The 26,322-nt window shown below is 72.0% G+C and carries 25 protein-coding genes; 21 read left to right on the top strand and 4 right to left on the bottom strand.

Annotated features, from left to right (window positions below; all coding sequences use genetic code 11):
- Position 1: 1 nt before the first annotated feature.
- Entirely contained in the window at positions 2-205 is a 204-nt protein-coding gene (locus tag ABZE72_RS00485) for a LuxR C-terminal-related transcriptional regulator (protein WP_372727041.1), read from the bottom strand.
- 301 nt (positions 206-506) lie between these two features.
- On the opposite strand from ABZE72_RS00485, the gene pyrR reads away from it, so the two are divergent.
- Genes pyrR through ABZE72_RS00470 form a run of 3 tightly spaced genes read left to right on the top strand, consistent with a single transcriptional unit; the run spans position 507 to position 3,363 of the window.
- Positions 507-1,112 carry a bifunctional pyr operon transcriptional regulator/uracil phosphoribosyltransferase PyrR gene (pyrR, locus tag ABZE72_RS00480; protein ID WP_372727040.1) on the top strand — a complete coding sequence of 202 codons (606 nt, stop codon included), beginning with the start codon at positions 507-509 and terminating at the stop codon, positions 1,110-1,112.
- Positions 1,109-2,071, top strand: coding sequence for an aspartate carbamoyltransferase catalytic subunit (locus tag ABZE72_RS00475; RefSeq protein WP_372727039.1), 963 nt, complete (start codon positions 1,109-1,111; stop codon positions 2,069-2,071). The genes pyrR and ABZE72_RS00475 overlap by 4 nt, the downstream gene beginning before the upstream one ends.
- A complete protein-coding gene (locus ABZE72_RS00470; protein ID WP_372727038.1) occupies positions 2,068-3,363 on the top strand; it encodes a dihydroorotase in 1,296 nt (431 codons plus the stop codon). Before ABZE72_RS00475 ends, ABZE72_RS00470 begins: the two co-directional genes overlap by 4 nt.
- Before the next feature lie 16 nt (positions 3,364-3,379).
- On the opposite strand, the gene ABZE72_RS00465 is transcribed toward ABZE72_RS00470, so the two are convergent.
- Both ABZE72_RS00465 and ABZE72_RS00460 read right to left on the bottom strand, forming a co-directional pair.
- Positions 3,380-4,153 carry a maleylpyruvate isomerase family mycothiol-dependent enzyme gene (locus tag ABZE72_RS00465; RefSeq protein WP_372727037.1) on the bottom strand — a complete coding sequence of 258 codons (774 nt, stop codon included), beginning with the start codon at positions 4,151-4,153 and terminating at the stop codon, positions 3,380-3,382.
- 1 nt (position 4,154) lies between these two features.
- Complete coding sequence (locus ABZE72_RS00460; protein ID WP_372727036.1) at positions 4,155-4,760, bottom strand: TetR/AcrR family transcriptional regulator; 606 nt, start codon at positions 4,758-4,760, stop codon at positions 4,155-4,157.
- A gap of 215 nt (positions 4,761-4,975) precedes the next feature.
- On the opposite strand from ABZE72_RS00460, the gene carA reads away from it, so the two are divergent.
- The 18 genes from carA (at position 4,976) to ABZE72_RS00370 (ending at position 25,995) form a co-directional block, all read left to right on the top strand.
- Positions 4,976-6,118: a glutamine-hydrolyzing carbamoyl-phosphate synthase small subunit gene (carA, locus tag ABZE72_RS00455; RefSeq protein ID WP_372727068.1), complete on the top strand. Its 1,143-nt coding sequence runs from the start codon at positions 4,976-4,978 to the stop codon at positions 6,116-6,118.
- The gene (gene carB, locus ABZE72_RS00450; protein WP_372727035.1) at positions 6,118-9,426 is read left to right on the top strand and encodes a carbamoyl-phosphate synthase large subunit; all 3,309 of its coding nucleotides are present in this window, start codon (positions 6,118-6,120) and stop codon (positions 9,424-9,426) included. The genes carA and carB overlap by 1 nt, the downstream gene beginning before the upstream one ends.
- Positions 9,423-10,508, top strand: coding sequence for a quinone-dependent dihydroorotate dehydrogenase (locus tag ABZE72_RS00445; RefSeq protein WP_372727034.1), 1,086 nt, complete (start codon positions 9,423-9,425; stop codon positions 10,506-10,508). The genes carB and ABZE72_RS00445 overlap by 4 nt, the downstream gene beginning before the upstream one ends.
- Positions 10,505-11,353 (top strand): hypothetical protein, encoded by an 849-nt coding sequence (locus ABZE72_RS00440; RefSeq protein ID WP_372727033.1) that lies wholly within the window; start codon positions 10,505-10,507, stop codon positions 11,351-11,353. The genes ABZE72_RS00445 and ABZE72_RS00440 overlap by 4 nt, the downstream gene beginning before the upstream one ends.
- Positions 11,350-12,198, top strand: a complete 849-nt coding sequence (locus ABZE72_RS00435) for a tRNA-dihydrouridine synthase (protein ID WP_372727032.1) — start codon at positions 11,350-11,352, stop codon at positions 12,196-12,198. The genes ABZE72_RS00440 and ABZE72_RS00435 overlap by 4 nt, the downstream gene beginning before the upstream one ends.
- Positions 12,195-13,025 carry an orotidine-5'-phosphate decarboxylase gene (pyrF, locus tag ABZE72_RS00430; RefSeq protein WP_372727031.1) on the top strand — a complete coding sequence of 277 codons (831 nt, stop codon included), beginning with the start codon at positions 12,195-12,197 and terminating at the stop codon, positions 13,023-13,025. Before ABZE72_RS00435 ends, pyrF begins: the two co-directional genes overlap by 4 nt.
- On the top strand, positions 13,022-13,480 hold the full coding sequence (locus ABZE72_RS00425) for a hypothetical protein (protein ID WP_372727030.1): 459 nt from the start codon (positions 13,022-13,024) through the stop codon (positions 13,478-13,480). The genes pyrF and ABZE72_RS00425 overlap by 4 nt, the downstream gene beginning before the upstream one ends.
- A 141-nt stretch (positions 13,481-13,621) precedes the next feature.
- Positions 13,622-13,942: an integration host factor, actinobacterial type gene (gene mihF, locus ABZE72_RS00420; protein WP_372727029.1), complete on the top strand. Its 321-nt coding sequence runs from the start codon at positions 13,622-13,624 to the stop codon at positions 13,940-13,942.
- Complete coding sequence (gene gmk, locus ABZE72_RS00415; protein WP_372727028.1) at positions 13,935-14,546, top strand: guanylate kinase; 612 nt, start codon at positions 13,935-13,937, stop codon at positions 14,544-14,546. The genes mihF and gmk overlap by 8 nt, the downstream gene beginning before the upstream one ends.
- A gap of 9 nt (positions 14,547-14,555) precedes the next feature.
- Positions 14,556-14,888 carry a DNA-directed RNA polymerase subunit omega gene (rpoZ, locus tag ABZE72_RS00410; protein WP_372727027.1) on the top strand — a complete coding sequence of 111 codons (333 nt, stop codon included), beginning with the start codon at positions 14,556-14,558 and terminating at the stop codon, positions 14,886-14,888.
- Between the two features lie 13 nt (positions 14,889-14,901).
- Complete coding sequence (gene coaBC, locus ABZE72_RS00405; protein WP_372727026.1) at positions 14,902-16,182, top strand: bifunctional phosphopantothenoylcysteine decarboxylase/phosphopantothenate--cysteine ligase CoaBC; 1,281 nt, start codon at positions 14,902-14,904, stop codon at positions 16,180-16,182.
- A gap of 77 nt (positions 16,183-16,259) precedes the next feature.
- Positions 16,260-17,456, top strand: a complete 1,197-nt coding sequence (metK, locus tag ABZE72_RS00400) for a methionine adenosyltransferase (protein ID WP_372727025.1) — start codon at positions 16,260-16,262, stop codon at positions 17,454-17,456.
- A gap of 103 nt (positions 17,457-17,559) precedes the next feature.
- Positions 17,560-20,127, top strand: coding sequence for a M4 family metallopeptidase (locus ABZE72_RS00395; protein ID WP_372727024.1), 2,568 nt, complete (start codon positions 17,560-17,562; stop codon positions 20,125-20,127).
- A 66-nt stretch (positions 20,128-20,193) separates the two neighbouring features.
- The gene (locus ABZE72_RS00390) at positions 20,194-22,230 is read left to right on the top strand and encodes a primosomal protein N' (protein ID WP_372727023.1); all 2,037 of its coding nucleotides are present in this window, start codon (positions 20,194-20,196) and stop codon (positions 22,228-22,230) included.
- A gap of 44 nt (positions 22,231-22,274) precedes the next feature.
- The gene (def, locus tag ABZE72_RS00385) at positions 22,275-22,820 is read left to right on the top strand and encodes a peptide deformylase (protein WP_372727022.1); all 546 of its coding nucleotides are present in this window, start codon (positions 22,275-22,277) and stop codon (positions 22,818-22,820) included.
- Entirely contained in the window at positions 22,820-23,758 is a 939-nt protein-coding gene (fmt, locus tag ABZE72_RS00380; protein WP_372727021.1) for a methionyl-tRNA formyltransferase, read from the top strand. Before def ends, fmt begins: the two co-directional genes overlap by 1 nt.
- Positions 23,748-25,151, top strand: a complete 1,404-nt coding sequence (locus tag ABZE72_RS00375; protein WP_372727020.1) for an RsmB/NOP family class I SAM-dependent RNA methyltransferase — start codon at positions 23,748-23,750, stop codon at positions 25,149-25,151. Before fmt ends, ABZE72_RS00375 begins: the two co-directional genes overlap by 11 nt.
- A 103-nt stretch (positions 25,152-25,254) precedes the next feature.
- The gene (locus tag ABZE72_RS00370) at positions 25,255-25,995 is read left to right on the top strand and encodes a hypothetical protein (RefSeq protein ID WP_372727019.1); all 741 of its coding nucleotides are present in this window, start codon (positions 25,255-25,257) and stop codon (positions 25,993-25,995) included.
- A gap of 88 nt (positions 25,996-26,083) precedes the next feature.
- On the opposite strand, the gene ABZE72_RS00365 is transcribed toward ABZE72_RS00370, so the two are convergent.
- Positions 26,084-26,290: a hypothetical protein gene (locus ABZE72_RS00365; RefSeq protein ID WP_372727018.1), complete on the bottom strand. Its 207-nt coding sequence runs from the start codon at positions 26,288-26,290 to the stop codon at positions 26,084-26,086.
- Positions 26,291-26,322 lie beyond the last annotated feature (32 nt).

Genomic DNA, 26,322 nt, shown 5'->3' with positions numbered 1-26,322 from the left:
GTCAGCCTGCCCGGCCCGGCCCGGGGCCACCCAGCCCCGCGTCCCGGGCCAGCGCGACCGCCTCGGCTCGACGGCGAGCCTGGAGCTTTCCGAGCACGTCGCTGACCCGCTTGCGCACGGTCGTGGGCGACAGGAAGAGCCGTCGCGCGATCGCGTCCCGTCCGGCCCGGTGACCGCCGCCGCCGGCGCGCTGAGGCTCGGCCACGACTGCAGGGGATGCTGGCGATCTACCTGCCGGGCTTCCCCGGCGTGGTGATGCCGCTCTGGCTCCTGGTGACCAGCCTCGGGCTCGCGTTCGGTCGCAGCCCGGTCATCCGCTGACGGGCTCGTGCCCGACCCGCTGCCAGACCCGCTGCCGTCGCCCCGGGGCGGCTCTGGGGGAGCGACTCCCCGAGAGCCGAGACCGACGGCAGCGGGTCGGGTGGCCGCGACGCTGATAGTGTTCGGCGCGTTCGACATCCTTTAACGAGCCGTCCTGTGAGGCGGAGAAGGAGGTCCGCACACCCGTGTGTGCCCAGCCTGCAGCCCCTGACCAGGGGGCCCGCTCCGACGGCGACCTCGCCGACGGCCGCGTGGTCCTCGACGCCCGTGACATCACCCGGGCCCTCACCCGCATCTCCCACGAGATCCTCGAGCGCAACAAGGGCGCCGACGATCTGGTCCTGCTCGGGATCCCGAGTCGAGGTGTGCCGCTCGCCCAGCGCATCGCCGAGCGGATTGCCTCCGTGGAGGGATACGACGTCCCGGTCGGCTCGCTCGACGTGACGATGTACCGCGACGACCTCCGGCTCAAGCCGGCCCGCGCGCTGATGCCGACCCAGATCCCGACCGGCGGGATCGACGACAAGACCGTCGTGCTGGTCGACGACGTGCTCTTCTCCGGTCGCACCATCCGCTCGGCGCTCGACGCGCTCAACGACCTGGGCCGACCCCGCGCCGTACGCCTCGCGGTCCTGGTCGACCGCGGCCACCGCGAACTGCCGATCCGGGCCGACTTCGTCGGCAAGAACCTGCCCACCTCGCTGGTCGAGAAGGTCCGGGTGACCCTGGCCGGGATCGACGACGTCGACGCCGTCACCATCCACGGCACCGGGGCGGGGGAGCAGAGATGAAGCGTCACCTGCTGAGCGCGGGCGACCTGACCCGCGACGATGCCGAGCTCGTGCTGACCACGGCCGAGGAGATGCGCTCCCTGGCCGACCGGCCGATCAAGAAGCTGCCCGCCCTGCGCGGCCGCACCGTGGTCAACCTCTTCTTCGAGGACTCCACCCGGACCCGGATCTCCTTCGAGGCCGCGGCCAAGCGGCTCTCCGCCGACGTCATCAACTTCTCCGCCAAGGGTTCCTCGCTGTCGAAGGGCGAGAGCCTCAAGGACACCGCGCTCACCCTGGAGGCGATGGGCGCCGACGCGGTCGTCGTCCGGCACTCCTCGAGCGGCGCCCCGCACCGGCTGGCGCACTCGGGCTGGGTCCGCTCCAGCGTCGTGAACGCCGGCGACGGCACCCACGAGCACCCGACCCAGGCGCTGCTCGACGCGTTCACGCTCTGGCGCCACCTGGGCTCGCTGGACGGACGCCGGATCGCGATCGTCGGCGACGTCCTGCACAGCCGCGTCGCCCGCTCGAACGCGCTGCTGCTGCGCACGCTGGGCGCCGAGGTCACCCTGGTCGCGCCGCCCACGCTGTTCCCGGTCGGGGTGGAGGGCTGGGAGGTCGAGACGTCGTACGACCTCGACGCCGTGCTGCCCAAGGCGGACGCGGTGATGATGCTGCGGGTCCAGCGGGAGCGGATGAACGCGTCGTTCTTCCCGACCGCGCGTGAGTACAGCCGGCGCTACGGCCTCGACGGACGCCGGCTGCGTCAGCTCCAGGACCACACGATCGTGATGCACCCCGGCCCGATGGTCCGCGGCATGGAGATCTCGGCCGACGTGGCCGACTCCTCGCGCTCGGTGATCGTGGAGCAGGTCACCAACGGGGTGGCCGTCCGGATGGCCGTGCTCTACCTGTTGCTCGGCGGCAGCGAGCCCGCCGTCTCGACCGACCTCAGCCTGGAAGGCCCCACCGCATGACGAACTACCTGCTGCGCAACGCGTCGATCCTCGGCGGCGAGCCGACCGACCTGCTGCTCCGCGACGGCGTGATCGCCGAGATCGGCGCAGGCCTGAGCGCGGACGGCGTCGAGGAGATCGACGCCGCCGGCCTGGTCGCGCTGCCCGGGCTGGTCGACCTGCACACCCACCTGCGCGAGCCCGGCCGTGAGGACGCCGAGACCGTGGAGACCGGCACCCAGGCCGCCGCGATGGGCGGCTTCACGGCCGTCTTCGCGATGGCGAACACCGAGCCGGTCGCCGACACCGCCGGCGTCGTCGAGCAGGTCTGGCGCCTGGGTCGCGAGGCCGGCCACTGCGACGTCTACCCGATCGGCGCGGTCACCATCGGGTTGGCCGGCGAGCGTCTCGCCGAGCTCGGCGCGATGGCCGACTCCGCCGCTCACGTGCGGGTCTTCTCCGACGACGGCAAGTGCGTCAGCGACGCGGTGCTGATGCGCCGGGCGCTGGAGTACGTGAAGGCGTTCGACGGCGTGATCGCCCAGCACGCCCAGGAGCCGCGGCTCACCGAGGGCGCCCAGATGAACGAGAGCGAGCTCTCCGGTCGACTCGGCCTCACCGGCTGGCCGGCCGTCGCCGAGGAAGCGATCATCGCCCGCGACTGCCTGCTCGCCGCGCACGTCGGTTCCCGCCTGCACGTGTGCCACGTCTCGACCGCGGGCTCGGTGGAGATCGTCCGCCAGGCCAAGGAGAAGGGCTGGGACGTCACCGCCGAGGTCTGCCCGCACCACTTGCTGCTGACCGACGAGCTTGCGGCCACCTACGACCCGATCTACAAGGTGAACCCGCCGCTGCGCTCGGCCGACGACGTACAGGCTCTACGTGCCGGGCTGGCCGACGGCACCATCGACATCGTCGCCACCGACCACGCCCCGCACCCGCACGAGGACAAGGACTGCGAGTGGTCGGCCGCCGCCTTCGGGATGCTCGGTCTGGAGACCGCCCTCTCGATCGTGCAGGAGACGATGGTCGACCCCGGCCTGATCGACTGGGCCGGGGTTGCCCAGCGGATGTCGGCGACTCCCGCGCGGATCGGTCGGGTCAGTGCCGAGCACGGTCGGCCGCTCGAGGTGGGGGAGCCCGCCAACGTCGTGCTCTACGACCCCTCGGTACGACGAGTCGTCGATGCGTCGCAGTCCGCTTCGCTCTCGCGGAACACCCCGTACGCCGGTCGCGAGTTGCCCGGCCGGGTGGTGGCCACGTTCCTGCGGGGCAAGGCGACCGTCCTCGACGGCAAGCTCGCCCAGAGCTGACGCCTCGACCTCACGCCTAGAACGGCACCGCCACCGCCAGCAGACCTTGACCGGGAGCGCGACCGGACAGGGTGCGGCAGAACTCCATCGCGTCCATCCTGATCGGCTCGGCGTCACCCTCGCGCCAGGATCCGCCTGCGGGACCGGTCAGCTCGAGGACGTAGGGCTGACCGTGCCGGTCCGCCCACTCGTCGACGACATCAGCGACGATCCGGCCCTCGTGGTCGGCCTCCAGCCGCATCGGGCGACCGGTGGCGCGGGCGATGTCGTAGCGGTGCAGGAACGGGTCGCGGGTCAGGATCGTGTCCAGCAGGAAGCCGAGCGTCCACGGCTCGTCGACCTCGCCCACGCGCTGCTCGCCGGGCAACGTGCGGTGCCGGATGAAGCCCGGCGTGCGGGCTCGGGCCTTCGCGGCCGCCGGGCCGCGCTCGCGCATGGCCGCGACGAGCTCGTCGGTGGAGAGTCCCGCGTTGCGGTCGACCTGGATCGCGGTCAGACCGTCCAGCGGCAGGCACCCCTGTGCCGCGGCGCGCTTGTTCCCGGCCCGCTGCTGGCTGGCCATCTCCCGCAGCGAGGCGGCCATCTGGGTCATCCCGAGCATGTGGCCCGCCATCGCCCGCACGTCCCAACCGGGGCACTCGGTGGCAGCCGTCCAGTCGGCCGGCGTCAGCTCCTCGAAGAGCTCGACGACGCGCTGGTACTCGGTCGAGGCGAGGCGCATGGCCTCGTCGTGGTCGAACGCGCTCTCGCGCGGGCGCAGCCTCTCGGCGGTCGCGGCTGTCGGGCACATCTCAGTTCTCCTCCGTGGGTAGGTTCAGATGGTCGGCGTACATGTCGACGGCGCGGTCGAGCAGGCGCGACCAGCGTTCGCCGCCGGGGTCGTTGGCGAGCTGGGCATCGGCCAGGCCGCCGACGAGGGCGACCACCAGGTCCACGTCCTCGTCGCGAGTGATCCCGATGGCGGCGAGCTGCTCGCGGTAGAGCGTCATCACCCGGACCGAGACCGCGTAGGCCTCCGGGCTGGGCTCGAATCCGGGGATCGTGCGCTGGTTCATCAGCTGGTAGCGGGGGAGGTCGGCCACCGCGAAGTCGAAGAAGAGCCGAGCGTCGGCGCGCAGGACCTGGCGGGGACGAGACGGGTCCGGAGCGGGCTGGGCCACTGTGAGGTCCAGCAACTGGGTCCACGCCTGGGCGAACATCGCGTCGTAGATCGCGTGCTTGGAGTCGAAGTGCGTGTAGAGCGAGGGGGGTTGCATGCCGACCCGGTCGGCGACGTCGCGCAACGTCAACTGGGCCAGCCCGCGGCTGCGAGCCACCTCCCAGGCAGCGGCGAGGATCTCGTCGCGCACGGCCGCTCGGCGTCGTTCGATCCGAATGCTGTTAGGCGTTCCTACCATGCTTAGGATCATGCGCCCGACTGCCAGAAATGTCCAGCGCCTCGCGGGATGGGACGAAGCCGAGGAGCGGGTCGGCGGCTGGTAGGGTCAGCGTCGATCGACATCCTTTAACGATCCGTCCTGTGAGGCGGAGAAGGAGGTACGGCGTGCCAGCGCATGCCCAGACTCACCCGGCGGACTCCGCCACCCCCGGCCCCACCCCGTCCCGACCAGCGATGCTGGTGCTCGAGGACGGCCGCGTCTTCCGGGGCCAGGCCTACGGCGCCACCGGCGAGACGTTCGGCGAAGCGGTCTTCAACACCGGCATGACCGGCTACCAGGAGACGCTCACCGACCCCTCCTACCACCGCCAGGTCGTCGTGATGACGGCCCCGCACATCGGCAACACCGGGATCAACGACGAGGACCCCGAGTCCCGCAGGATCTGGGTCTCCGGGTACGTCGTGCGTGACCCTGCCCGGGTGCCGTCCAACTGGCGCTCGCGCCGCACCCTGGACACCGAGCTGGTCGAGCAGGGCGTCGTCGGGATCTCCGGTGTCGACACCCGCGCCCTGACCCGCCACCTGCGCGAGCGCGGTGCGATGCGGGTCGGCATCTCCTCCACCGAGACCGACAGCGACGCCTTGCTGGCCCGCGTGCGGGCCTCGGCCGAGATGGCCGGCGCCGAGCTCGCCAGCGAGGTCTCCACCTCCGAGGCGTACGTCGTGCCCGCGGTGGGGGCCAAGCGCTTCACGGTGGCCGCGATCGACCTCGGGATCAAGGCGATGACGCCGGCGATGATGGCCGAGCGCGGCATCGAGGTGCACGTGCTGCCGGCCACCGCGAGCCTCGCGGACGTGCAGGCGGTCGCCCCCGACGGCGTCTTCTTCTCCAACGGCCCCGGCGACCCGTCCGCCACCACCGGCCAGGTCGAGCTGCTCCAGGGCGCACTGTCGGCCGGCCTGCCCTACTTCGGGATCTGCTTCGGCAACCAGCTCTTCGGCCGGGCCCTCGGGCTGGGCACCTACAAGCTGACCTACGGCCACCGGGGGATCAACCAGCCGGTGATGGACCGGACCACGGGCAAGGTCGAGGTCACCTCGCACAACCACGGCTTCGCGGTGAAGTGGCCCGAGGGTCGCTCGCTCGACGAGCCCGTCGAGACGCCGTACGGCGCCGCCTCGGTCAGCCACGTCTGCCTCAACGACGACGTGGTCGAGGGGCTCGAGCTGCGCGACGCCGACGGCGCGCTGCGCAGCTTCTCGGTGCAGTACCACCCGGAGGCCGCGGCCGGCCCGCACGATGCCGCCTACCTCTTCGACCGCTTCGTCCAGCTCATGGAGGCCCGCACCGGCGGCGCAGATGGGAAGAGTGCCTGATGCCCAAGCGCGAGGACATCAAGTCCGTCCTGGTGATCGGTTCCGGGCCGATCATCATCGGCCAGGCCTGCGAGTTCGACTACTCCGGCACCCAGGCGTGCCGGGTGCTCAAGGCCGAGGGGATCCGGGTCATCCTGGTCAACTCCAACCCGGCCACGATCATGACCGACCCCGAGTTCGCCGACGCCACCTACGTCGAGCCGATCACGCCCGAGTACGTGGAGAAGGTGATCGCCAAGGAGCGCCCCGACGCGCTGCTGGCCACCCTCGGCGGGCAGACCGCTCTCAACGCCGCGATGGCGCTCGACGCGGCCGGCGTGCTGGAGAAGTACAACGTCGAGCTGATCGGCGCCTCCATCGAGGCGATCAACCGGGGTGAGAACCGCCAGGTCTTCAAGAAGATCGTCGAGGAGCTGGGCGGCGAGTGCTCGCGCAGCGTCATCTGCCACTCGATCCAGGACTGCTTCGACGCCGCCGACGAGCTCGGCTACCCGATGGTGGTGCGGCCCTCCTTCACCATGGGCGGCACCGGCTCCGGGATGGCCTACGACGCCGACGACCTGCGCCGGATCGCCGGCGCCGGCCTCGCTGCCAGCCCGACCACCGAGGTCCTCCTCGAGGAGTCGATCATCGGCTGGAAGGAGTACGAGCTCGAGGTCATGCGGGACACCGCCGACAACGTGGTGATCATCTGCTCGATCGAGAACCTCGACCCGATGGGCGTGCACACCGGCGACTCGATCACGGTCGCCCCGGCGCTCACGCTCACCGACCGCGAGTACCAGAAGATGCGCGACCTCGCGATCGGGATCATCCGCTCGGTCGGCGTCGACACCGGCGGCTGCAACATCCAGTACGCCGTCAACCCGGCCGACGGTCGCCTGATCGTGATCGAGATGAACCCGCGGGTCTCGCGCTCCTCCGCGCTGGCCTCGAAGGCGACCGGCTTCCCGATCGCCAAGATCGCCGCCAAGGTCGCGATCGGCTACACCCTCGACGAGATCCCCAACGACATCACCCTGAAGACGCCCGCCAGCTTCGAGCCGACGCTGGACTACGTCGTGGTCAAGGTGCCGCGGTTCGCCTTCGAGAAGTTCCCCGGCGCCGACCCGGTGCTGACCACGCACATGAAGTCCGTGGGCGAGGCGATGGCGATCGGCCGCAACTTCACCGAGGCCCTGCAGAAGGCGCTGCGCTCGCTGGAGAGCAAGAACGCGGTCTTCGACTTCACGCCGGGCTCGCTGACCGAGTCCACCGAGGAGCTGCTGAGGCGGATCGAGACGCCGCACGACGGCCGGCTCAAGGAGGTCATGGACGCGATCCGCTCCGGAGCCACCCAGGAGCAGATCTTCGAGCACACCAGGATCGACCCCTGGTTCGTCGACCAGCTCTTCCTGATCCACGAGGTTGCCGAGCAGGTGGCAGCCGCCACCCGGCTCGACGAGCACACGCTGCGGCTGGCCAAGCGGCATGGCTTCTCCGACGCCCAGCTCGGCCAGATCCGCGGGATGCGCGAGGACGTCGTGCGCGGGGTCCGCCAGGCCCTGGGGGTCCGCCCGGTCTACAAGACGGTCGACACCTGTGCCGCCGAGTTCGCCGCGACCACGCCGTACCACTACTCCTCCTACGACGAGGAGACCGAGGTCGTCCCGCGCGAGCGGGAGGCCGTGATCATCCTGGGCTCGGGCCCGAACCGGATCGGTCAGGGCATCGAGTTCGACTACTCCTGCGTGCACGCCTCGCTGGCGCTCAGCGAGGCCGGCTACGAGACGATCATGGTCAACTGCAACCCCGAGACCGTCTCGACCGACTACGACACCTCCGACCGGCTCTACTTCGAGCCGCTCACCCTCGAGGACGTGCTGGAGATCGTGCACGCCGAGCAGCAGGCCGGCCCGATCGCCGGGGTGATCTGCCAGCTCGGCGGCCAGACGCCGCTCGGCCTGGCCAAGGGCCTGGAGCTTGCGGGCGTGAAGATCGTGGGCACCTCGCCGGACGCGATCCACCTCGCCGAGGAGCGCGGCGCCTTCGGCCGCGTGCTCGCCGAGGCCGGGCTGCCGGCCCCCAAGCACGGGATGGCCACCAGCTTCGAGGACGCCCGCCGGATCGCCGCCGAGATCGCCTACCCGGTCCTGGTGCGGCCCTCCTACGTCCTGGGCGGACGCGGCATGGAGATCGTGTACGACGACGACGCCCTGGCCGGCTACATCGAGCGTGCCACCGAGATCAGCCCGGAGCACCCGGTCCTGGTCGACCGCTTCATCGACGACGCGGTCGAGATCGACGTCGATGCCCTCTACGACGGCGAGGAGCTCTTCCTCGGCGGCGTGATGGAGCACATCGAGGAGGCCGGGATCCACTCCGGGGACTCCTCGTGCGCGCTGCCGCCGATCACGCTGGGCGCGGCCGAGATCCTCCGGATCCGCGAGGCGACCCGTCGGATCGCGGACGGGGTCGGGGTGCGCGGCCTGCTGAACATCCAGTTCGCCCTGGGCTCGGACGTGCTCTACGTCCTCGAGGCCAACCCCCGCGCCAGCCGGACCGTGCCGTTCGTCTCCAAGGCGACCGCCACCCCGCTGGCCAAGGCAGCTGCCCGGGTGATGCTCGGCGAGTCGATCGAGAGCCTGCGCAAGGCCGGCGTCCTGCCGGAGACCGGCGACGGCGGCACCCTGCCGGGCGACCAGCCGATCGCGGTCAAGGAGGCGGTGATGCCGTTCAACCGGTTCCGCACCCCCGACGGCGCCCAGGTCGACACGGTGCTCGGGCCGGAGATGAAGTCCACCGGTGAGGTGATGGGGCTCGACGCCGACTTCGGTCGTGCCTTCGCCAAGGCGCAGGCGGCCGCGTTCGGCTCGCTGCCCACCACCGGCAAGGTCTTCGTCTCGATGGCCAACCGCGACAAGCGGCACATGATCTTCCCGATCAAGGTGCTCGCCGACCACGGCTTCGACATCCTCGCCACCCAGGGCACCGCGGAGGTGCTGCGCCGCAACGGCGTGCACGCGACCGTCGTCCGCAAGCACTTCGAGGGCGAGGGGCCCAACGGGGAGCCGACGACGGTGCAGATGATCCTGGCCGGCGACATCCAGCTGGTGATCAACACCCCGCACGGCTCGACCGGCGGCGGCTCCTCGCGCCTGGACGGCTACGAGATCCGCACCGCCGCGATCATGGCGAACATCCCCTGCATCACGACCGTGCAGGGGCTGGGGGCGGCGGTCCAGGGCATCGAGGCCCAGGACCGGGGCGAGATCGGCGTCTGCAGCCTGCAGGACTGGGCGCTGAAGCGCCACGGGCTCGACACGTGACGGGCTACCGCCTGCTGTTCGACCACGTCCTGGCCCGCACCGACCCCGAGCAGGCGCACCACCTGGGCTTCCGTGGGATCCGCGCGGCCGGCCCGGTGCTCTCGGCGGCCGCGGCCCTGGCGGCCCGGACCGGGGGGACCGGCGGCACCGAGGTCGAGGCGTTCGGACTCACGTTCGCGCACCCGCTGGGTCTGGCGGCCGGGTTCGACAAGAACGCCGTCGGCATCGACGCCCTCGGTGCGCTCGGCTTCGGGCACGTCGAGATCGGCACCGTCACCGGTCAGGGTCAGCCCGGCAACCCCACGCCACGGCTGTTCCGGCTGCCCGCCGACCGTGCGGTGATCAACCGGATGGGCTTCAACAACGACGGCGCCGAGGTGGTGGCCGAGCGGCTGCGCCACCGCGCCGAGCGACGCCGACGCCGGGGGGAGGAGTCCGGTCCGGTGCTCGGGGTGAACATCGGCAAGACCAAGCTCGTGCCCGACGACGACGAGGGCGCGGTCCTGGCCGACTACGCGCTCAGCGCGCGGCTGCTCTCGCCGTACGCCGACTACCTGGTCGTCAACGTCAGCTCCCCGAACACCCCCGGCCTGCGCAACCTCCAGGCCGTGGAGAAGCTGCAGCCGCTGCTGGAGCACGTGCGTCGTACGGCGGACGCGGCCACGCCCAAGGGCCGGGTGCCGCTGCTGGTCAAGATCGCGCCCGACCTCGACGACGACGACGTGCTCGCGGTGGCCGACCTGGCGCTCGCCCTGGACCTTGACGGCGTCATCGCCACGAACACCACGATCTCGCGCGCGGGGCTGCACAGCCCGGCCGACCAGGTCGCGGCGATCGGAGCCGGTGGGTTGTCCGGGGCGCCGCTGACCGCGCGCTCGCTCGAGGTGCTGCGACTGCTGCGCGGCCGGGTCGAGGACCGGCTGGTCCTGGTCGGGGTCGGTGGCATCAGCACCGTCGAGGACGCCCGCGCCCGGCTCGACGCCGGGGCGACGCTGCTCCAGGCGTACACCGCCTTCATCTACGAGGGCCCGCTCTGGCCGCATCGGATCGTGCGGGGTCTGGCCCGCGCAGCCACGGCATGAGCCGGCCCGCCCGGGGTCCCCTGCACGTGTCGGGGGAGCTGCTCGCCAGCAAACGGGTCGGTGCCTACCGCCACCTCACGCTGGTGGCCCCGGGCATCCCCGAGCGTTTCCGACCCGGCACCTTCGTGGCGCTCTCGGTCGGCGGGTCGCCGACCGGACAGGGCGGCGGCGAGCACCTGGCCCGCCGTTGTTTCTGGATCCACCGGGTCAAGCCCGTGGGCGCCTTCGGGGCGACGATCGACCTGGTCGTCGAGCCGGTCGGCACCGGCACCCGCTGGCTCGACGCGCTCGCGCCCGGCGCCACCCTCGAGCTGACCGGCCCCCTGGGGCGTCCGTTCGCGCTGCCCCAGGAGCCGGTCTCCTGCCTGCTGGTCGGCGAGGGCTACGCCACCGCAGCGCTCCTCCCGCTGGCCGAGCGCCTGCGCGAGCGACAGTGCCCGGTCACGCTGCTGGTGGCCGCGGACGACGAGGCCCACCTGCTCTCCGCGATCGAGACCCGGCGCGCGGCGCGGGCGGTCACCGTGGTCACGGCCGACGGGTCGGTCGGGCGCCGCGGCGGGGTCGCCGACGTCCTCGACGAGGTGCTGACCCAGTCGGCGGCCGCCGTGGTCTACGCCGCCGGCCCGGCCCGGACGCTGCACGCGGTCGCCGAGGCCGCCGAGCGCCACGGGGCGTGGAGCCAGACCGCGCTGGAGCAGCCGCTGACCTGTGCCACCGGCCTGTGCCACGGTTGCGCCGTGCCCGTCGTCGGCGAGGACGGCGCCGCCCGGACCGCCCGCGCCTGTGTCGACGGCCCGGTCTTCCGCGGCGACCGGGTCCGCTGGGTCGACCTGGCGGACGCATGAGCGCTCCCGAGCACACCGTCGAGCTGGCCGGGCTCACCCTGGCCGGCCCGGTGCTGGTCGCCTCCGGGTGCGGCGGCACCGGCCGCGAGCTCGCGTCGTACGGCGCTCTGGCCGAGCTGGGTGGCTTCGTCACCCGCTCGCTGACCCTGAACCCCCGTGCGGGCGGCCCCGTCCCGCGACTGTGGGAGTCGCCCTCGGGACTGCTCAACGCGATCGGGCTGCAGAACCCGGGGGTGGAGCAGTTCCTCGCGACCGAGATGCCGTGGCTGGCCCAGCAGGGCACCCGGATCGTGGTCTCGATCGTCGCCTCGACGCTGGGGGAGTACGCCGAGCTGACCCGACGGGTGGCGGGCGCTCCGGGCGTCTCCGCGATCGAGGTCAACCTCTCGGTGCCGGACGCGGCCGGCCTGGGCGTCTTCGACGTCCGGGAGCCCTTCCACGCGGCCAACGTGGTGGCCGCGGTGCTGCGGGCGCTGCCGCGCGGCGTGCCGCTGCTCGCCAAGCTCCGCCCCGACCCCCACCGGGTCGTCGAGTCCGCCCGGTGCGTGCTGGATGCCGGCGCCTCCGCCGTCGTGGTGGGCAACAGCCTGCTGGCGGCGATGCCCGACGGTCGCCCGGCCGGGCTGAGCGGTCCCGCCCTTCGCCCGGTCGCCCTGCGCTGCGTCACCGACGTCTGCCGGGCCCTGCCCGAGGCCGAGGTGGTGGCGGCCGGCGGCATCGGCAGCGCGGAGGAGGCTCGTGCCTTCCTGGCCGCCGGCGCCCGAGCCGTCCAGATCGGCACCGCCCTGCTGCACGACCCGACCACCGCTGCCCGGGTGGCAGCCGACCTCCGAGGAGCCCCATGACCAGCCCGTTCGGCACCCGACTCCACGCCGCCGTCGCCGAGCGCGGGCCGCTCTGCGCCGGCATCGACCCGCACGCCTCCCTGCTGCAGGCCTGGGGCCTGGACGACGACGTCGCCGGTCTCGAACGCTTCGCGCTGACCGCGGTCGAGGGGCTGGCACCGCACGTCAGCGTGGTCAAGCCGCAGTCCGCGTTCTACGAGCGTTTCGGGGCGCGCGGGATCGCGGTGCTGGAGAAGGTGATCGCGCAGTCCCGGGAGGCCGGCGCGCTGGTCCTGCTCGACGTCAAGCGCGGCGACATCGGGTCCACCTCGCAGGCGTACGCCGACGCCTACCTCGACCCCGCGTCGCCGCTGGCCTCGGACGCCATCACGCTCAGCCCCTACCTCGGTTTCGGTTCGCTCGACCCGTTCGTCGAGACCGCCCGGCGCCACGGCGCCGGGCTCTTCGTGCTCGCACTGACCTCGAACCCGGAGGGCCCGGAGGTGCAGCACGCCGTGACCGGGTCCGGGGTCACCGTGGCCGGGCGGATGCTCGACCACCTGCGCCGGCTCAACGCCGGCGCGGACCCGCTGGGCTCCTTCGGTGCGGTGATCGGCGCGACCATCGGCGAGAGCGAGCTCGACCTCGACATCGGTGGACCCGTCCTCGCGCCGGGCTACGGCGCCCAGGGCGGCACCGTCGCGGACCTGCGCCGGATCTTCGGCTCCGCTGCCGCGGCCGTCCTGCCGAGCTCGTCGCGCGAGCTGCTCGGCGCCGGGCCGGACCTCCGGGCGCTCGGCGACGCGGCGCGTCGTACCAACGACGAGCTCGCGGGGCTGCGCGGATGAGCCGCCCGGTGCGGGCCCGCCGCCACCTGGCAGCGGTGGCTGCTGCGTCGCTGGTTGCCTCCCTGGGCGCCTGCAGCACGCGCCAGGAGACCTACTGCAACGCCGTCACCGAGCACCAGGAGGAGCTCTCCCGGATCATCGACGCCGGCGGACCGGACGCGCTGATCCGGGCGCTGGACATCTTCGGCGACCTGCAGTCGAAGGCTCCTTCCGACATCCGCGACGAGTGGCAGCAGGTGGTCGGGCGCATCCGCGCGCTCGAGGACGCGCTGGAGGCGGCCGAGGTCGACCCGGCGACGTACGACCGCGACGACCCGCCCGACGGGGTGACCGACGCCGAGCGGGCCCGGATCGACGCGGCCGCCCGTGAGCTCGGCAGCATCGAGACCCAGACGGCGCTCGAGTCGCTCGACCAGCAGGCCCGCGACGTGTGCCAGACCCCCCTGACCCTGTGAGCCGTCCTGCCATCCGGAGCGCTCGGTCCGGCTCGATTGCTGGACCGTCGCAGTTCTGACTAGATTGGCCCCTTCACCGACCAGACCGGGCCGCCTCGACGGCGCGCACCGCTGCTCTCCACGACGTAAGGATTCCCGCCCGTGGCCCTGCCTCCGCTCACTCCCGAACAGCGTCAGGCCGCTCTCGACAAGGCCGCCGCATCCCGCCGGGAGCGCGCCGAGGTGAAGAACCGGCTGAAGAACTCCGGCGCCTCGATCGCCGAGGTCCTGGCCGAGGGACGCCACAACGAGGTCGTGGGCAAGATGAAGGTCATCGACCTGCTCCAGTCCGTGCCCGGCTTCGGCAAGGTGCGGGCCCGCCAGATGATGGAGAAGCTCGGCATCGCCGAGAGTCGACGGGTGCGCGGACTCGGGACCAAGCAGGTGGCCGCCCTCGAGAGCGAGTTCGCTGCGCGTGACTAGGGCATCCGCACCCCGCTCGACGGGGCGCTCGCGCCTGCTCGTGCTGGCCGGTCCGACCGCGGTCGGCAAGGGTACGGTCGCCGCCGAGGTGCGCGCGACGCGCCCGGACGTCTGGATCTCCGTCTCCGCCACCACCCGCAAGCCCCGGCCCGGTGAGGTCGACGGCGTGCACTACTGGTTCGTCTCCGACGAGGAGTTCGACCGGATGATCGCCGAGGGCGAGCTGCTGGAGTGGGCGATGGTCCACCAGGCCGCCCGGTACGGCACGCCGAGGGGTCCCGTGGAGGCCGTGCTGGCCGCCGGACGCCCCGCGATGCTGGAGATCGACCTCCAGGGGGCCCGTCAGGTCCGCGCCACGATGCCCGAGGCGCTCTTCGTCTTCCTCAAGCCCCCGTCGTGGGACGAGCTCGTGCGCCGACTGGTCGGTCGGGGCACCGAGACCGAGGAGGAACGCACCCGCCGACTGGCCACCGCGCGCGAGGAACTGGCCGCCGAGTCCGAGTTCGACGTGACCATCGTCAACCACGAAGTTCACGCTGCGGCCGCAGAGTTGGTAGCCTTGATGGTGCTCGACCTTGAGCAACCCCCAATCGACAACTTGTGAGGCTCACGCGTGTCTTCGCCCAACATCGCCGCCGAGGGTGTCACCAACCCCTCGATCGACGACCTGCTCACCAAGACCGACAGCAAGTACAAGCTGGTCCTCTACAGCGCCAAGCGCGCTCGGCAGATCAACGCGTACTACTCGCAGCTCGGTGAGGGCCTGCTCGAGTACGTCGGCCCCCTCGTCGACACCCACGTCCAGGAGAAGCCCCTCTCGATCGCGCTCCGCGAGATCAACGAGGACCTGCTGACCTGCGAGGACGTCGACCCCGCCGAGCTCGCCGCCGAGGAGGCCGCCGCCAAGGCCGCCGCGCTCGACGCGTCGTTCAGCACGTCCGAGTGACCACACCGGTCCGATGACGACCGAGGCTGGATCCAGCCACGACGAGGCCGCGTCACCTGCCCCGCACGGGGAGGGGACGCGGCCCCGCGTCGTTCTCGGGGTCTCCGGGGGCATCGCGGCGTACAAGTCCTGCGAGCTGCTGCGCCGGCTCACCGAGTCCGGCCATGACGTCACCGTGGTTCCCACCGCCGCCGCGCTGGAGTTCGTCGGTGCCGCGACCTGGGCCGCCCTGTCCGGCAAGCCGGTCTCCACCGACGTCTGGTCCGGCGTGCACGAGGTCCCGCACGTCCGGATCGGTCAGGGTGCCGACCTCGTGGTGGTGGCGCCCGCCACCGCCGACCTGATGGCCAAGGCCGCCCACGGGCTGGCCGACGACCTGCTGACCAACACGCTGCTCACCGCGCGCTGCCCGGTGCTCTTCGTGCCCGCGATGCACACCGAGATGTGGGAGCACCCCGCCACGCAGGCGAACGTCGCGACGCTGCGCTCGCGCGGCGCGCTGGTCCTGGAGCCGGCCGAGGGGCGGCTCACCGGAGCCGACACCGGCAAGGGGCGCCTGCCCGAAGCCGTCGAGATCTTCGAGGTCTGCCGCGAGGTGCTCGCCGGGGGAAGCTCCGCCACCCAGGACCTCGCCGGTCGCCGCGTGGTCGTCTCCGCCGGCGGCACCCGGGAGTACCTCGACCCGGTCCGGTTCCTGGGCAACCGCTCGTCCGGCCGCCAGGGGTACGCCCTGGCCCGGGCTGCCGCGGCCCGTGGCGCCGAGGTGACCCTGGTCAGCGCCAACGTCTCGCTCGCCGACCCGGCCGGGGTCAAGGTCGTCCATGTCGAGACCACCGCCGAGCTCCGCGAGCAGGTCCTCGCGACCAGTGCTGCGGCCGATGCCGTGGTGATGGCGGCGGCCCCCGCCGACTTCCGGCCGGCGAGCCACAGCGCCGCCAAGATCAAGAAGGCCGAGGACGGCTCCGCCCCGGCGATCGACCTCGTGCAGAACCCGGACATCCTGCGCGAGATCAGCCAGGAGCGCACGCACCCGGGGTCGGTGATCGTCGGCTTCGCGGCCGAGACCGGCGACGCCACCGGGTCGGTCCTCGACCTGGCCCGGGCCAAGCTCGAGCGCAAGGGCTGCGACCTGCTGGTCGTCAACGACGTCAGCGGGGGAGCGGTCTTCGGCAGTGCCGACAACGAGGCCGTGATCCTCGGGGCCGACGGCGCCGTGGTCGAGGTGCCCCACGGGCCGAAGGACGCGTTGGCCCGGGTGATCTGGGACGAAGTCGTCCGCAGGCTCCAGGGCTGAGACCCCCGTCCCACCTTTCGGGACGACCGTTACCGTGTGCACACCAACCTTTTTGACGAGCGGGAGAGAGCAGACCTGTGGCTGGACGACTTTTCACGTCGGAGTCGGTGACCGAGGGTCACCCGGACAAGATCGCTGACCAGATCAGCGACACCGTCCTCGACTACCTGCTCGCCCACGACCCCCGCAGCCGGGTCGCGGTGGAGACGCTGCTGACCACGGGCCTCGTGGTCGTCGCCGGCGAGGTCACCACGAAGGCCTACGCGCCCGTGGCGGAGCTGGTCCGGAGCAAGATCCTCGAGATCGGCTACGACTCCTCGCTCAAGGGCTTCGACGGCGCCTCCTGCGGTGTCCAGGTCGCCATCGGCGGCCAGTCGGCCGACATCGCCCAGGGGGTCGACACCGGCTTCGAGGCGCGGGTGAGTGCCTCCAACGACATGCTCGACAGCCAGGGTGCCGGGGACCAGGGCCTGATGTTCGGCTACGCCTGCGACGACACCCCCGAGCTGATGCCGCTGCCGATCATGATCGCCCAGCGCCTGGCCCAGAAGCTGACCGAGGTCCGCAAGGACGGCACGCTCGACTACCTGCGTCCCGACGGCAAGACCCAGGTGACCATCGAGTACGACGCCGACAACCGCCCGGTGCGTGTCGACACCGTCGTGCTGTCCACGCAGCACCGCGACGACGACGACATCGACGCCAAGCTCGAGGGCGACATCAAGAAGCACGTGATCGACGCCGTGCTGGACACCTTCGACATCCCGTCGGCCGACTACCGCCTGCTGGTCAACCCGACCGGCAAGTTCGTCGTCGGTGGCCCGATGGGCGACGCCGGCCTGACCGGTCGCAAGATCATCGTCGACACCTACGGCGGGATGGCTCGCCACGGGGGCGGCGCCTTCTCCGGCAAGGACCCGTCGAAGGTCGACCGTTCGGCTGCCTATGCGATGCGCTGGGTGGCCAAGAACGTGGTCGCCGCCGGGCTGGCCCGTCGCTGCGAGGCACAGGTCGCCTACGCCATCGGCAAGGCGCACCCGGTCGGCGTCTTCATCGAGACCTTCGGCACCGGCACGGTGCCCGACGAGAAGATCCAGGAGGCCGTGCTCGAGGTCTTCGACCTGCGGCCGGCCGCGATCATCCGCGACCTGGACCTGCTCCGCCCGATCTACGCCCAGACCGCCGCCTACGGCCACTTCGGCCGTGAGCTCCCCGACTTCACCTGGGAGCGCACGGACCGGGCAGAGGCGCTGAAGGCAGCCTGCACAGGCTGACCCGAACGGGTCACCCGACCCCGTCGAGCATGGTCATCATTGGTCATGTCGGCGGGGTCGTTCGTCTTCGTAGGTTGGAAGGCGATGCGGCTGCTCTCGGGGGGTGGCTGCCGACCCGGGAGATGACCAGATGATCCAGCGAGGAAGAGTTGCCCTGGGCGCGGTCACCGCGCTCGTCCTGGCCGCCGGCCAACTCGGCGTGATGAGCAGCGCGGGGAACGCGAGCGCGCCCCCCGGCGCGGATCCGGCCGGCATCGGAGCCGACCGGTTGGTCAAGGACGCCGACGGCTCCCTGACGTTGCGCCGCGACGCCGGCGGACAGCTCACCTTCGCGGGTGTGCCCGCCGGGACCGAGGTGGACAACCCGGCGGTGCAGCGCACCAGCGGGACGGCCCAGGCGGCCCGCGCGCACCTCGCCCGCTACGGCCCTGCCTTCGGCACCGACCGTCCGGGCGTCAGCTTCCGGGCCGAGCCGGCCGTGCGCGCGGCCTCGGGCCAGGACGTCGTCCGATTCGGCCAGCGGGTCGGCGGCCTGCCCGTCCTCGCGGGTGAACTGGTGGTCAGCCTGCGCGCCGACCGTGAGCTCGGCTCGATCGCCGGGAGCCTGTCGCAGGCTCGTCCGGTGCCGCAGGCACGGGTCGACGCGGCCGGGGCCGCAGCCACCGCCCGTCGGCTGGTGGCCCGCAGCGTCGGAGTGAAGGGGGGCCAGGTCGAGCTGATCGACCAGGGCCGCTGGCTGTTCGACCCGCAGGTGATCGGGGCGAGCTCCCGGCTGGGTGCCCGCGGGGTGTGGCGCTTCGAGGCCCGCAGCGGCGACGCCGTACGACGCCTGGTGCTGGTCGACGATCGCAGCGGCGGCGTCCTGATGCACCTCGACCTGATCCAGCACATCGACCGGGTGGTCTGCGACAACGCCAACACCCCGTCCACCGTCGACCCCTGTGACTCTGGCTTCGCGCGGACCGAGGCCTCCGGCCCCAGCGCGGTCGCCGACGTCAACCAGGCGTTCGACTACAGCGGTGCGGTCTCGGACTTCTACCAGGCCATCGGGGGCCTCGACCTCACCGACATGCTGGGCATCGACGTGGGCGGGGTGAAGAAGCTGGCCTCGACCGTCCGCTTCTGCACGCTGAGCGACACGTGCCCCTATCAGAACGCGTTCTGGAACGGCCTGCAGATGTACTACGGCGAGGGTTTCGCAGCCGCCGACGACGTGGTCGGTCACGAGATCACCCACGGGGTGATCGACCAGTACTCCCGCCTCTTCTACTGGAGCCAGTCCGGGGCCATCAACGAGTCGATCGCCGACATCATGGGCGAGATCGTCGACCACCGGAACCTCGGTCCCGGGGACTCGCCGACCAACTGGGCGCTGGGTGAGGACCTGCCCGGCTTCCCCAGTGGCATCCGCAACCTCGCCGACCCCACGCTCTTCGGGGACCCGGACACCACCCAGAGCGCCAACTACGTGCCGGCGACCGACTACTCCGACGGGGGTGGCGTGCACTCCAACAGCGGGGTGAGCAACAAGACCGCCTACCTGATCTCCCAGGGCGGCACCTTCAACGGGCAGTCGATCACCGGCATCGACGGGGGAGACGACACCCTGAACAAGACGGGCATCCTCTTCCTCAACGTGCTGCAGAGCCTGCCCGCCGGTGGCGACTTCATGAACCTGGGCGACGCCCTCGACCAGGGGTGCCAGGACCTGATCGGCACGTCCGGCTTCACCGCAGCCAACTGCACCAACGTGCACAAGGCGGGCCTGGCCACCGAGCTCTGGACCACCCCGGCCAACGCTGCGCAGCCGGCGGACGCCGAGGTCGCCTGCCCCGGGACGGGCATCGAGCGGGTGCTGTTCCACAGCGAGACCGGGGACCCCTCCGCCAAGTTCGTGGCCGACTCGACGTGGTCGCGCAACAGCCCGGCCTGGGGACACAACGCCACCTCGGGCATCGACTCGTGGTTCTCCACCGACCCGCCGTTCCTGGGCACCTCGTCGCTGGTGACCGCGGACCCGATCGCCCTGCCGGCCGGGCAGGAGAGCTTCCTGTTCTTCGAGAACTGGCGGCTCCTGGACTGGGAAACCGGCGCCAACTACGACGCCGGCACGGTCGAGGTGGACGACCTGGGCGACGCCGATCCTCCGCTCGACGTCGCCTCGCTGCCCTGGGTGAACGGGCCTGGCGACCTGATCAACTCCAGCTTCGGGAACCCGGCCGGTGGCCGGATGGGCTTCGGCAACGACAGCCTGGGCTGGGTGGCCAGCCGGGTCGACCTGACGTCGTTCGCCGGCAGCTCGGTGAAGCCGCAGTTCTCGATGAACACCGACTCGAGCGTGGAGTACATCGGTTGGTTCGTCGACGACGTCACCGTCTACACCTGTGACGCAGCCGTGGTCGTCGGCAAGAAGCCGAAGATCAAGGGGAAGGCGAAGGTCGGCAAGCGCCTGCGGGCCGTGCCGGGAGCCTGGCAGCCGGCGGACGTGACCTTCACCTACCGGTGGTACCGCAACAACAAGGCGATCAAGGGCGCCAAGGCCACGAAGAGGGTCTACACGGTGGTCCGGAAGGACAAGGGCAAGCGGATGCGGGTCCGGGTCACCGGCACGAAGCCCGGTTACGCGCCGGACACCCGGTGGTCGGCCAGGACCAAGCGGGTCCGCCGGTGAGCACCTGACCGGCGGCTGATCGGGCGGCACCTCTCCTCGGGGGTGGTGGCTGGTAGGAATACCGCCATGACCCCCGAGGAGCAGCCCGAGTTGCTGCCCGGCATGGTCCGGGCGACGGCGCGGGCCTCCCAGGCCAAGGCGCGCGCCACCCGCGCCGCCCAGGCTGCGGCTGTGGAGCTCGACCCCGACGCCCCGGTGGCGCGGGTGCTCGTCGACCTTCCGCTGGCCCACCTCGACCGCCCCTTCGACTACGCCGTGCCGATCACCATGGCGGCGGACGCGCAGCCCGGGGTGCGGGTCAAGGTCCGCTTCGCCGGACAGGACGTGGACGGCTTCCTCGTCGAGCGGGCAGCCGACACCGACCACCAGGGACGACTGGTGCCGCTGCGTCGGGTGGTCTCCGCCGAGCCGGTGCTCAGCCCTTCCGTCGCGGCCCTGACGGCCGACGTGGCCGAGCGGTACGCCGGCAGCCGCTCGGACGTGCTGCGGCTCGCGGTCCCGGCCCGGCACGCCACCACCGAGAAGCAGCCGCCGGTCGAGCCGGCCCCGCCGCCGGCGTACGACGCTGCGGCCGCCGCAGCGGCCTGGCACGGCCACGAGCCCGCCGGACCTTTCCTGCGGCACCTCGGCGAGGGCGGCAGCCCCCGAGCGGTCTGGTCGGCCGCACCGGCCACCGACTGGCCGCTGGCGCTCGCGCAGGCCGCGGCCGCGACCCTGGCCGGCGGCCGGGGCAGCCTGATCTGCGTGCCGGACGGCAAGGACGTCGCCCGGGTGGACCGTGCCCTGACCGCGGTGCTCGGCGAGGGACAGCACGTCACGCTGACGGCCGACAGCGGCCCGGCCCGGCGCTACGCGGACTTCCTGGCGGTGAGTCGGGGCGCTCGCCGCGTGGTGGTGGGCACGCGCGCCGCCGCGTTCGCGCCGGTGGCCGATCTCGGCCTGGTGGCGATCTGGGACGACGGGGACGACCTGCATGCCGAGCCCCGCGCGCCGTACCCGCACACCCGCGAGACGCTGCTGCTGCGCGCCGAGCGGGAAGGCACGGCCGCGCTGGTCGGCGGGTTCGCCCGCACCGTCGAGGCGGAGTACCTGCTCCGCAGCGGCTGGGCGCGCGAGCTCAGCGCCCCCCGGGCGGTGGTGCGGGAGCGGATCAGCGTCTCGATCGCTGGCGCCGACGAGCGGACCCTGGAGCGAGACGCGCACGCCCGGGCCGCCCGGATCCCGCGCGAGGCCCACGACGCGATCCGTCGTGGCTTGCAGGCCGGGCCGGTGCTGGTGCAGACGCCCCGCGCGGGGTACGCCGCCTCCCTGGCCTGCGAGCGCTGTCGTGAGCCGGCGCGCTGCACCGCCTGCTCGGGGCCGCTGACCCTGACCGACCCGACCCGGCCGCCGTCGTGTCGATGGTGCGGGGCGGCCGAGGAGGCGTGGGCCTGCCCGGAGTGCGGACATCGCGGCCTGCGGGCGCCGGTGCTCGGCGACGCCCGCACGGCCGAGGAGCTCGGCCGGGCGTTCACGAGCACCCGGGTCCAGACCTCGAGCGGGCAGCGCGTGCTGAGCGAGGTGGCGGGGGCACCCTCCATCGTGGTGGCCACTCCCGGCGCCGAGCCGGTCGCCGCGGGCGGCTATGCGGCGGTCGTCCTGCTCGACACCTGGTTGATGCTCGGTCGGGCCGACCTGCGTACCGCCGAGGAGGCGTTGCGCCGGTGGGCGAACGCGGCCGGGTTGGTCCAGCGCGGGGGAGCGGTGCTGGCCGTCGGCGACCCGTCACTTCCGGTTCTCCAGGCGCTGGTGCGTTGGGACATGTCCGGCTTCGCCGAGCGGGAGATGCTGGAGCGTCAGGAGGCGCACCTCCCGCCCGCCTCCCGGCTCGCCACGATCACCGGGGAGCCGGGTGCGGTGGACGACGCGCTGACCCTGCTGGCGGCTCCGGAGTCCGCCGAGGTGCTCGGCCCGGTCGACCTGGAGGGGGAGAGCCGGGTGGTGGTCCGGGTGCCCCGGGCCCTGGGGCCTGCGCTCTCGAAGGCACTGGGCGATCTGCAGCGGATCCGATCCAGCCGGAAACTCGACGCCGTGCGGATCCGGGTCGATCCGACAAACCTCTGAGTGGTCCCTAGACTGGTCCGGCATTCCCCTCTGCTAGGAGTCCCGTGGCCATCCAGCCCATTCGCCTCTTCGGCGACCCGATCCTGCGCAAGCCCGCGCGGGAGGTCGTCGACTTCGACCGTGAGCTGCGCAAACTGGTCGAGGACCTGACCGACACCATGCTCGCCGCGCCCGGCGCCGGTCTGGCCGCGCCCCAGCTGGGGGTCGGCCTGCGTGCGTTCACCTGGCACGTCGACGGCGAGGTCGGGCACCTGATCAACCCCACCCTGGAGCTCTCCGAGGAGATGCAGGAGGGCCTCGAGGGCTGCCTGTCCATCCCGGAGCTCTCGATCGAGTGCCGCCGGGCGCTCTCGGTGGTCGCCCGCGGCTTCGACATGTACGGCGAGCCGGTCACCATCCACGGCTCGGACCTGCTGGCCCGCGCGATCCAGCACGAGACCGACCACCTCGACGGCGTGCTCTTCATCGACCGTCTCGACACCGATGCCCGCAAGCAGGCGATGCGGATGATCCGGGAGTCCGAGTGGTTCGGGCTCGAGCGTCCGACCGTGAAGGTCTCTCCGCACCCGATGAGAGGACTGGGTCTCTGATGCGCGTCGTCTTCGCCGGCACCCCCGAGGTCGCCGTTCCCGCCCTGGACGCGATCGCGGCCTCCCACCACGAGCTGGTCGGCGTCGTGACCCGGCCGGACGCTCCGGCGGGTCGGGGCCGCAAGCTGGTCGCGAGCCCGGTGGCCCAGCGCGCCGAGGAGCTCGGCATCCCGGTGCTCAAGCCCGAACACCCGCGCGACCCGGAGTTCCAGGACGCGCTGCGTGAGCTGGCCCCGGACGCCTGCCCGGTGGTCGCGTACGGCGCGCTGCTGCCGCAGTCGGCCCTGGACATCCCGGCGCACGGCTGGATCAACCTGCACTTCTCGGTGCTGCCGAACTGGCGCGGGGCTGCGCCCGTGCAGCACTCGATCTGGGCCGGCGACGAGGTCACCGGTGCCACCACGTTCCGGATCGTCAAGGCGCTCGATGCCGGGCCGACGTTCGGCGTGATGACCGAACGGATCCACGACACCGACACCGCCGGCTCCCTGCTCGGCCGGCTGGCCGAGGGTGGGGCGGGCCTGCTCGTGGCGACCCTGGACGGCATCGAGGACGGCTCGCTGGAGGCGCGTGAGCAGCCCGCCGACGGCGTCAGCCTGGCCCCGAAGATCCTCGTCGAGGACGCGCGCATCGACTGGTCCGAGCCGATCGGAGCCGTGGACCGCCGCATCCGCGCCTGCACGCCGAGCCCGGGCGCCTGGTCGACCTTCCAGGGCGAGCGGATCAAGATCGGGCCGGTCAGCGGCGCTGCCGTACCTCCCGAGACGCCGCTGCGTCCCGGTGAGCTGCACGTCGGCAAGAAGGACGTGTTGGTCGGCACCGGCACCGGAGCGGTCCGGCTCGGCGAGGTCAAGGCGTTCGGCAAGAAGCAGATGCAGGCCGCCGACTGGGCCCGCGGGGTGCGCCTGGCGACAGGGGCGTTCCTCGGTGACGCCTGACCCCCGCCCCCGGGGAGCGGGACCGACCCGCACCATCCGCCCGCCGGGCACGCGGCAGCCGGTCGACCCGGCGCGGCTGGCGGCGTTCGAGGTGCTCAAGGCCGTGCGGGTCGACGACGCGTACACGAACCTCGTCCTGCCGGCGGTGCTGCGCACGCACGGGCTGAGTGGCCGCGACGCCGCCTTCGTGACCGAGCTCGCCTCCGGCACTCTGCGCCACCGCGGCACCTACGACGCGATCCTCGCCGCGTGCGTGGACCGACCACTGAGCAAGGTCGAGGCGAAGGTCCTCGACATCCTGCGGTTGGGCACCCACCAGTTGCTCTCGATGCGAGTGCCGCCGCACGCCGCGATCAGCACCAGCGTCGACCTGGTCCGCGCCAAGGTGAACTCGGGAGCGGCCGGCTTCAGCAACGCGGTGCTGCGCAAGGTCGCCGGGCGCGACCTGACCGAGTGGATCGCGACCGTCGCCCCCGACCCGACCAGCTCGCCGGCACGCTACGCATCGGTCGCGTTCAGCCACCCGCAGTGGGTCGTCGAGGAGCTCCGCAACGCACTGGGGGTCGACGAGCTGCACGACCTGCTCGCCGCCGACAACGTGGCTCCCCGGGTCACCCTGGTCGCCCGTCCTGGTCGGTCGACGGTGGCCGAGCTGCCCGGAGAGCCGACGCCGTACTCGCCGTACGGCACCGTCCTGGAGGGCGGTGACCCGGGCAGCGTGCCGGCGGTGCTGGAGGGCCGGGCCGGCGTCCAGGACGAGGGGTCCCAGCTGGTGGCGATGGCGCTGGCCGCTGCCTCCGTGGAGGGCTCCGACGAACGATGGCTGGACCTGTGTGCCGGGCCGGGCGGCAAGGCGGCGCTGCTGGCGGCGATCGCCTCGGAGCGTGGCGCCGGCCTGTTGGCCAGCGAGGCCCAGCCGCACCGGGCGAAGCTGGTCGCGCGCTCGCTGGCCGGCGCTGACGGCGTGCTCGGGATCGTGACTGCCGACGGCACCCGCCCGCCGTGGTCGCCCGGGTCGTTCGACCGGGTGCTGGTCGATGCGCCGTGCACCGGTCTGGGAGCGTTGCGCCGGCGTCCGGAGGCGCGCTGGCGGCGTCGTCCGGCGGACCTGCTGGGCCTGGTGCTGTTGCAGCGCTCATTGCTCGAGTCCGCGCTGCGATTGACCCGCCCGGGCGGTGTGGTGCTCTACGCGACCTGCTCCCCGGTGGTGACCGAGACCTCCGGTGTGGTGACGTCGGTGCTGCAGTCCAACCCCGACGTGGTGCTCGAGGATGCCTCCGGGCTGCTGCCCGGTGTTCCCGACTGCGAGGGTCCGCTGCCCGGCACGGTGCAGCTGTGGCCGCATCGGCACGGCACCGACGCGATGTTCATGGCGCTGTTGCGCAAGCGCTGAGGGGTCTTGCGCGCTCGGCGCTGCCCATGCGTCAGCCCCACCTCGTCGTGTATCACCGCGGGGAGGTCGGCCTCCTACCCGATAGTGAACGATTGGGTTGCCGATGGCTGACGATGCAGAGTCCGCGAAGCGCTCCCACCAGCGGTCAGGAGCCTCGACAGCGCTGACGGTCGCCATGATCGGCGTCGTCGGAAGCGTCGGGGGCCTGGTGTACAAGGACTACAGGGACGATGCACGACAGGCGGCCTTCGAAGCGGAGACCGCCTTGGTCAGCCTCGACGAGGCCATCGTCGCCTGGGACCTCGGAATTCCTTCGGCCATGGAGGAGCACGTGGCGGAACATTGGCCCGTGTGGACCACCTTCGCCGAAGAGCCGAACGTCACTCCCGAACAGCGCCGCACCTGGGACGAGCAGTGGGCGCTCCGAGCACAGGAGCTGGAAGGCGATCTCTTCGCTGCGGACACCGCCTTCGGCGAGGTACGCCGGGCGTACAACGATGCCGTCCGCCACACCCAGGGGGACGAGCGTGAGGCGGTCGTGGACTACTTCCGGGCCGCCCGAAACAGGCTCTACGGCCTCATCCGTGTCTCGAACCAGTTCCCTGCGTCGAGCGTGAGCAAGGTGAGCAAGGAGGACAGGGACATGCTCACGAGTTTCGCCAAGGAGTCGCTCATCATTGGCCGCTACACCGGGATCGACACGGGAGAAGCGTTCGACGAGTGCCCGAGAACGTTTCGGTCGAACGACACCGAGAGCATGACGGTCCAGCAGACCTCCGACTGCCTGGTCTCTGGCCACTACTGGTTTGCGGAGCAGGTGCTGAACACACTGAACGGCGAATAGCGGGTCCGCACGTTGCACGGTCGCCCGTGGCGTGCCGCTCAGGCGTGCCTGTGCCCCGCGGATCGTGGATCGGCGGGGTGTGGGGCGGTCAGGGTCTGCCGTACGGCAGGGGCTCGGGTGGCTGGGCCGGTGGTGGTCGCCGTTCTCGGCTGACGTCGCGGCTGACGTCGGTCGTTCCGGTGGCATCGCGCAGGTAGGTGTAGCCGTGCGGGCTGGCCCACAGGAACGAGCCCGGGTCGAGTCGGGTGTAGCGCCAGCCGCCGTGGGTCTTCAGCCGGTGGTGACGCCTGCACAACGGGGCGATGTTGTTGGTACATCGCTAAAGTC

Origin of the sequence: Nocardioides sp., from assembly GCF_041600255.1 — a bacterium.
Classification (GTDB): domain Bacteria; phylum Actinomycetota; class Actinomycetes; order Propionibacteriales; family Nocardioidaceae; genus Nocardioides.
Note: the sequence above shows the minus strand (reverse complement) of the source record. Positions and strands in the feature narration are given on the sequence as shown.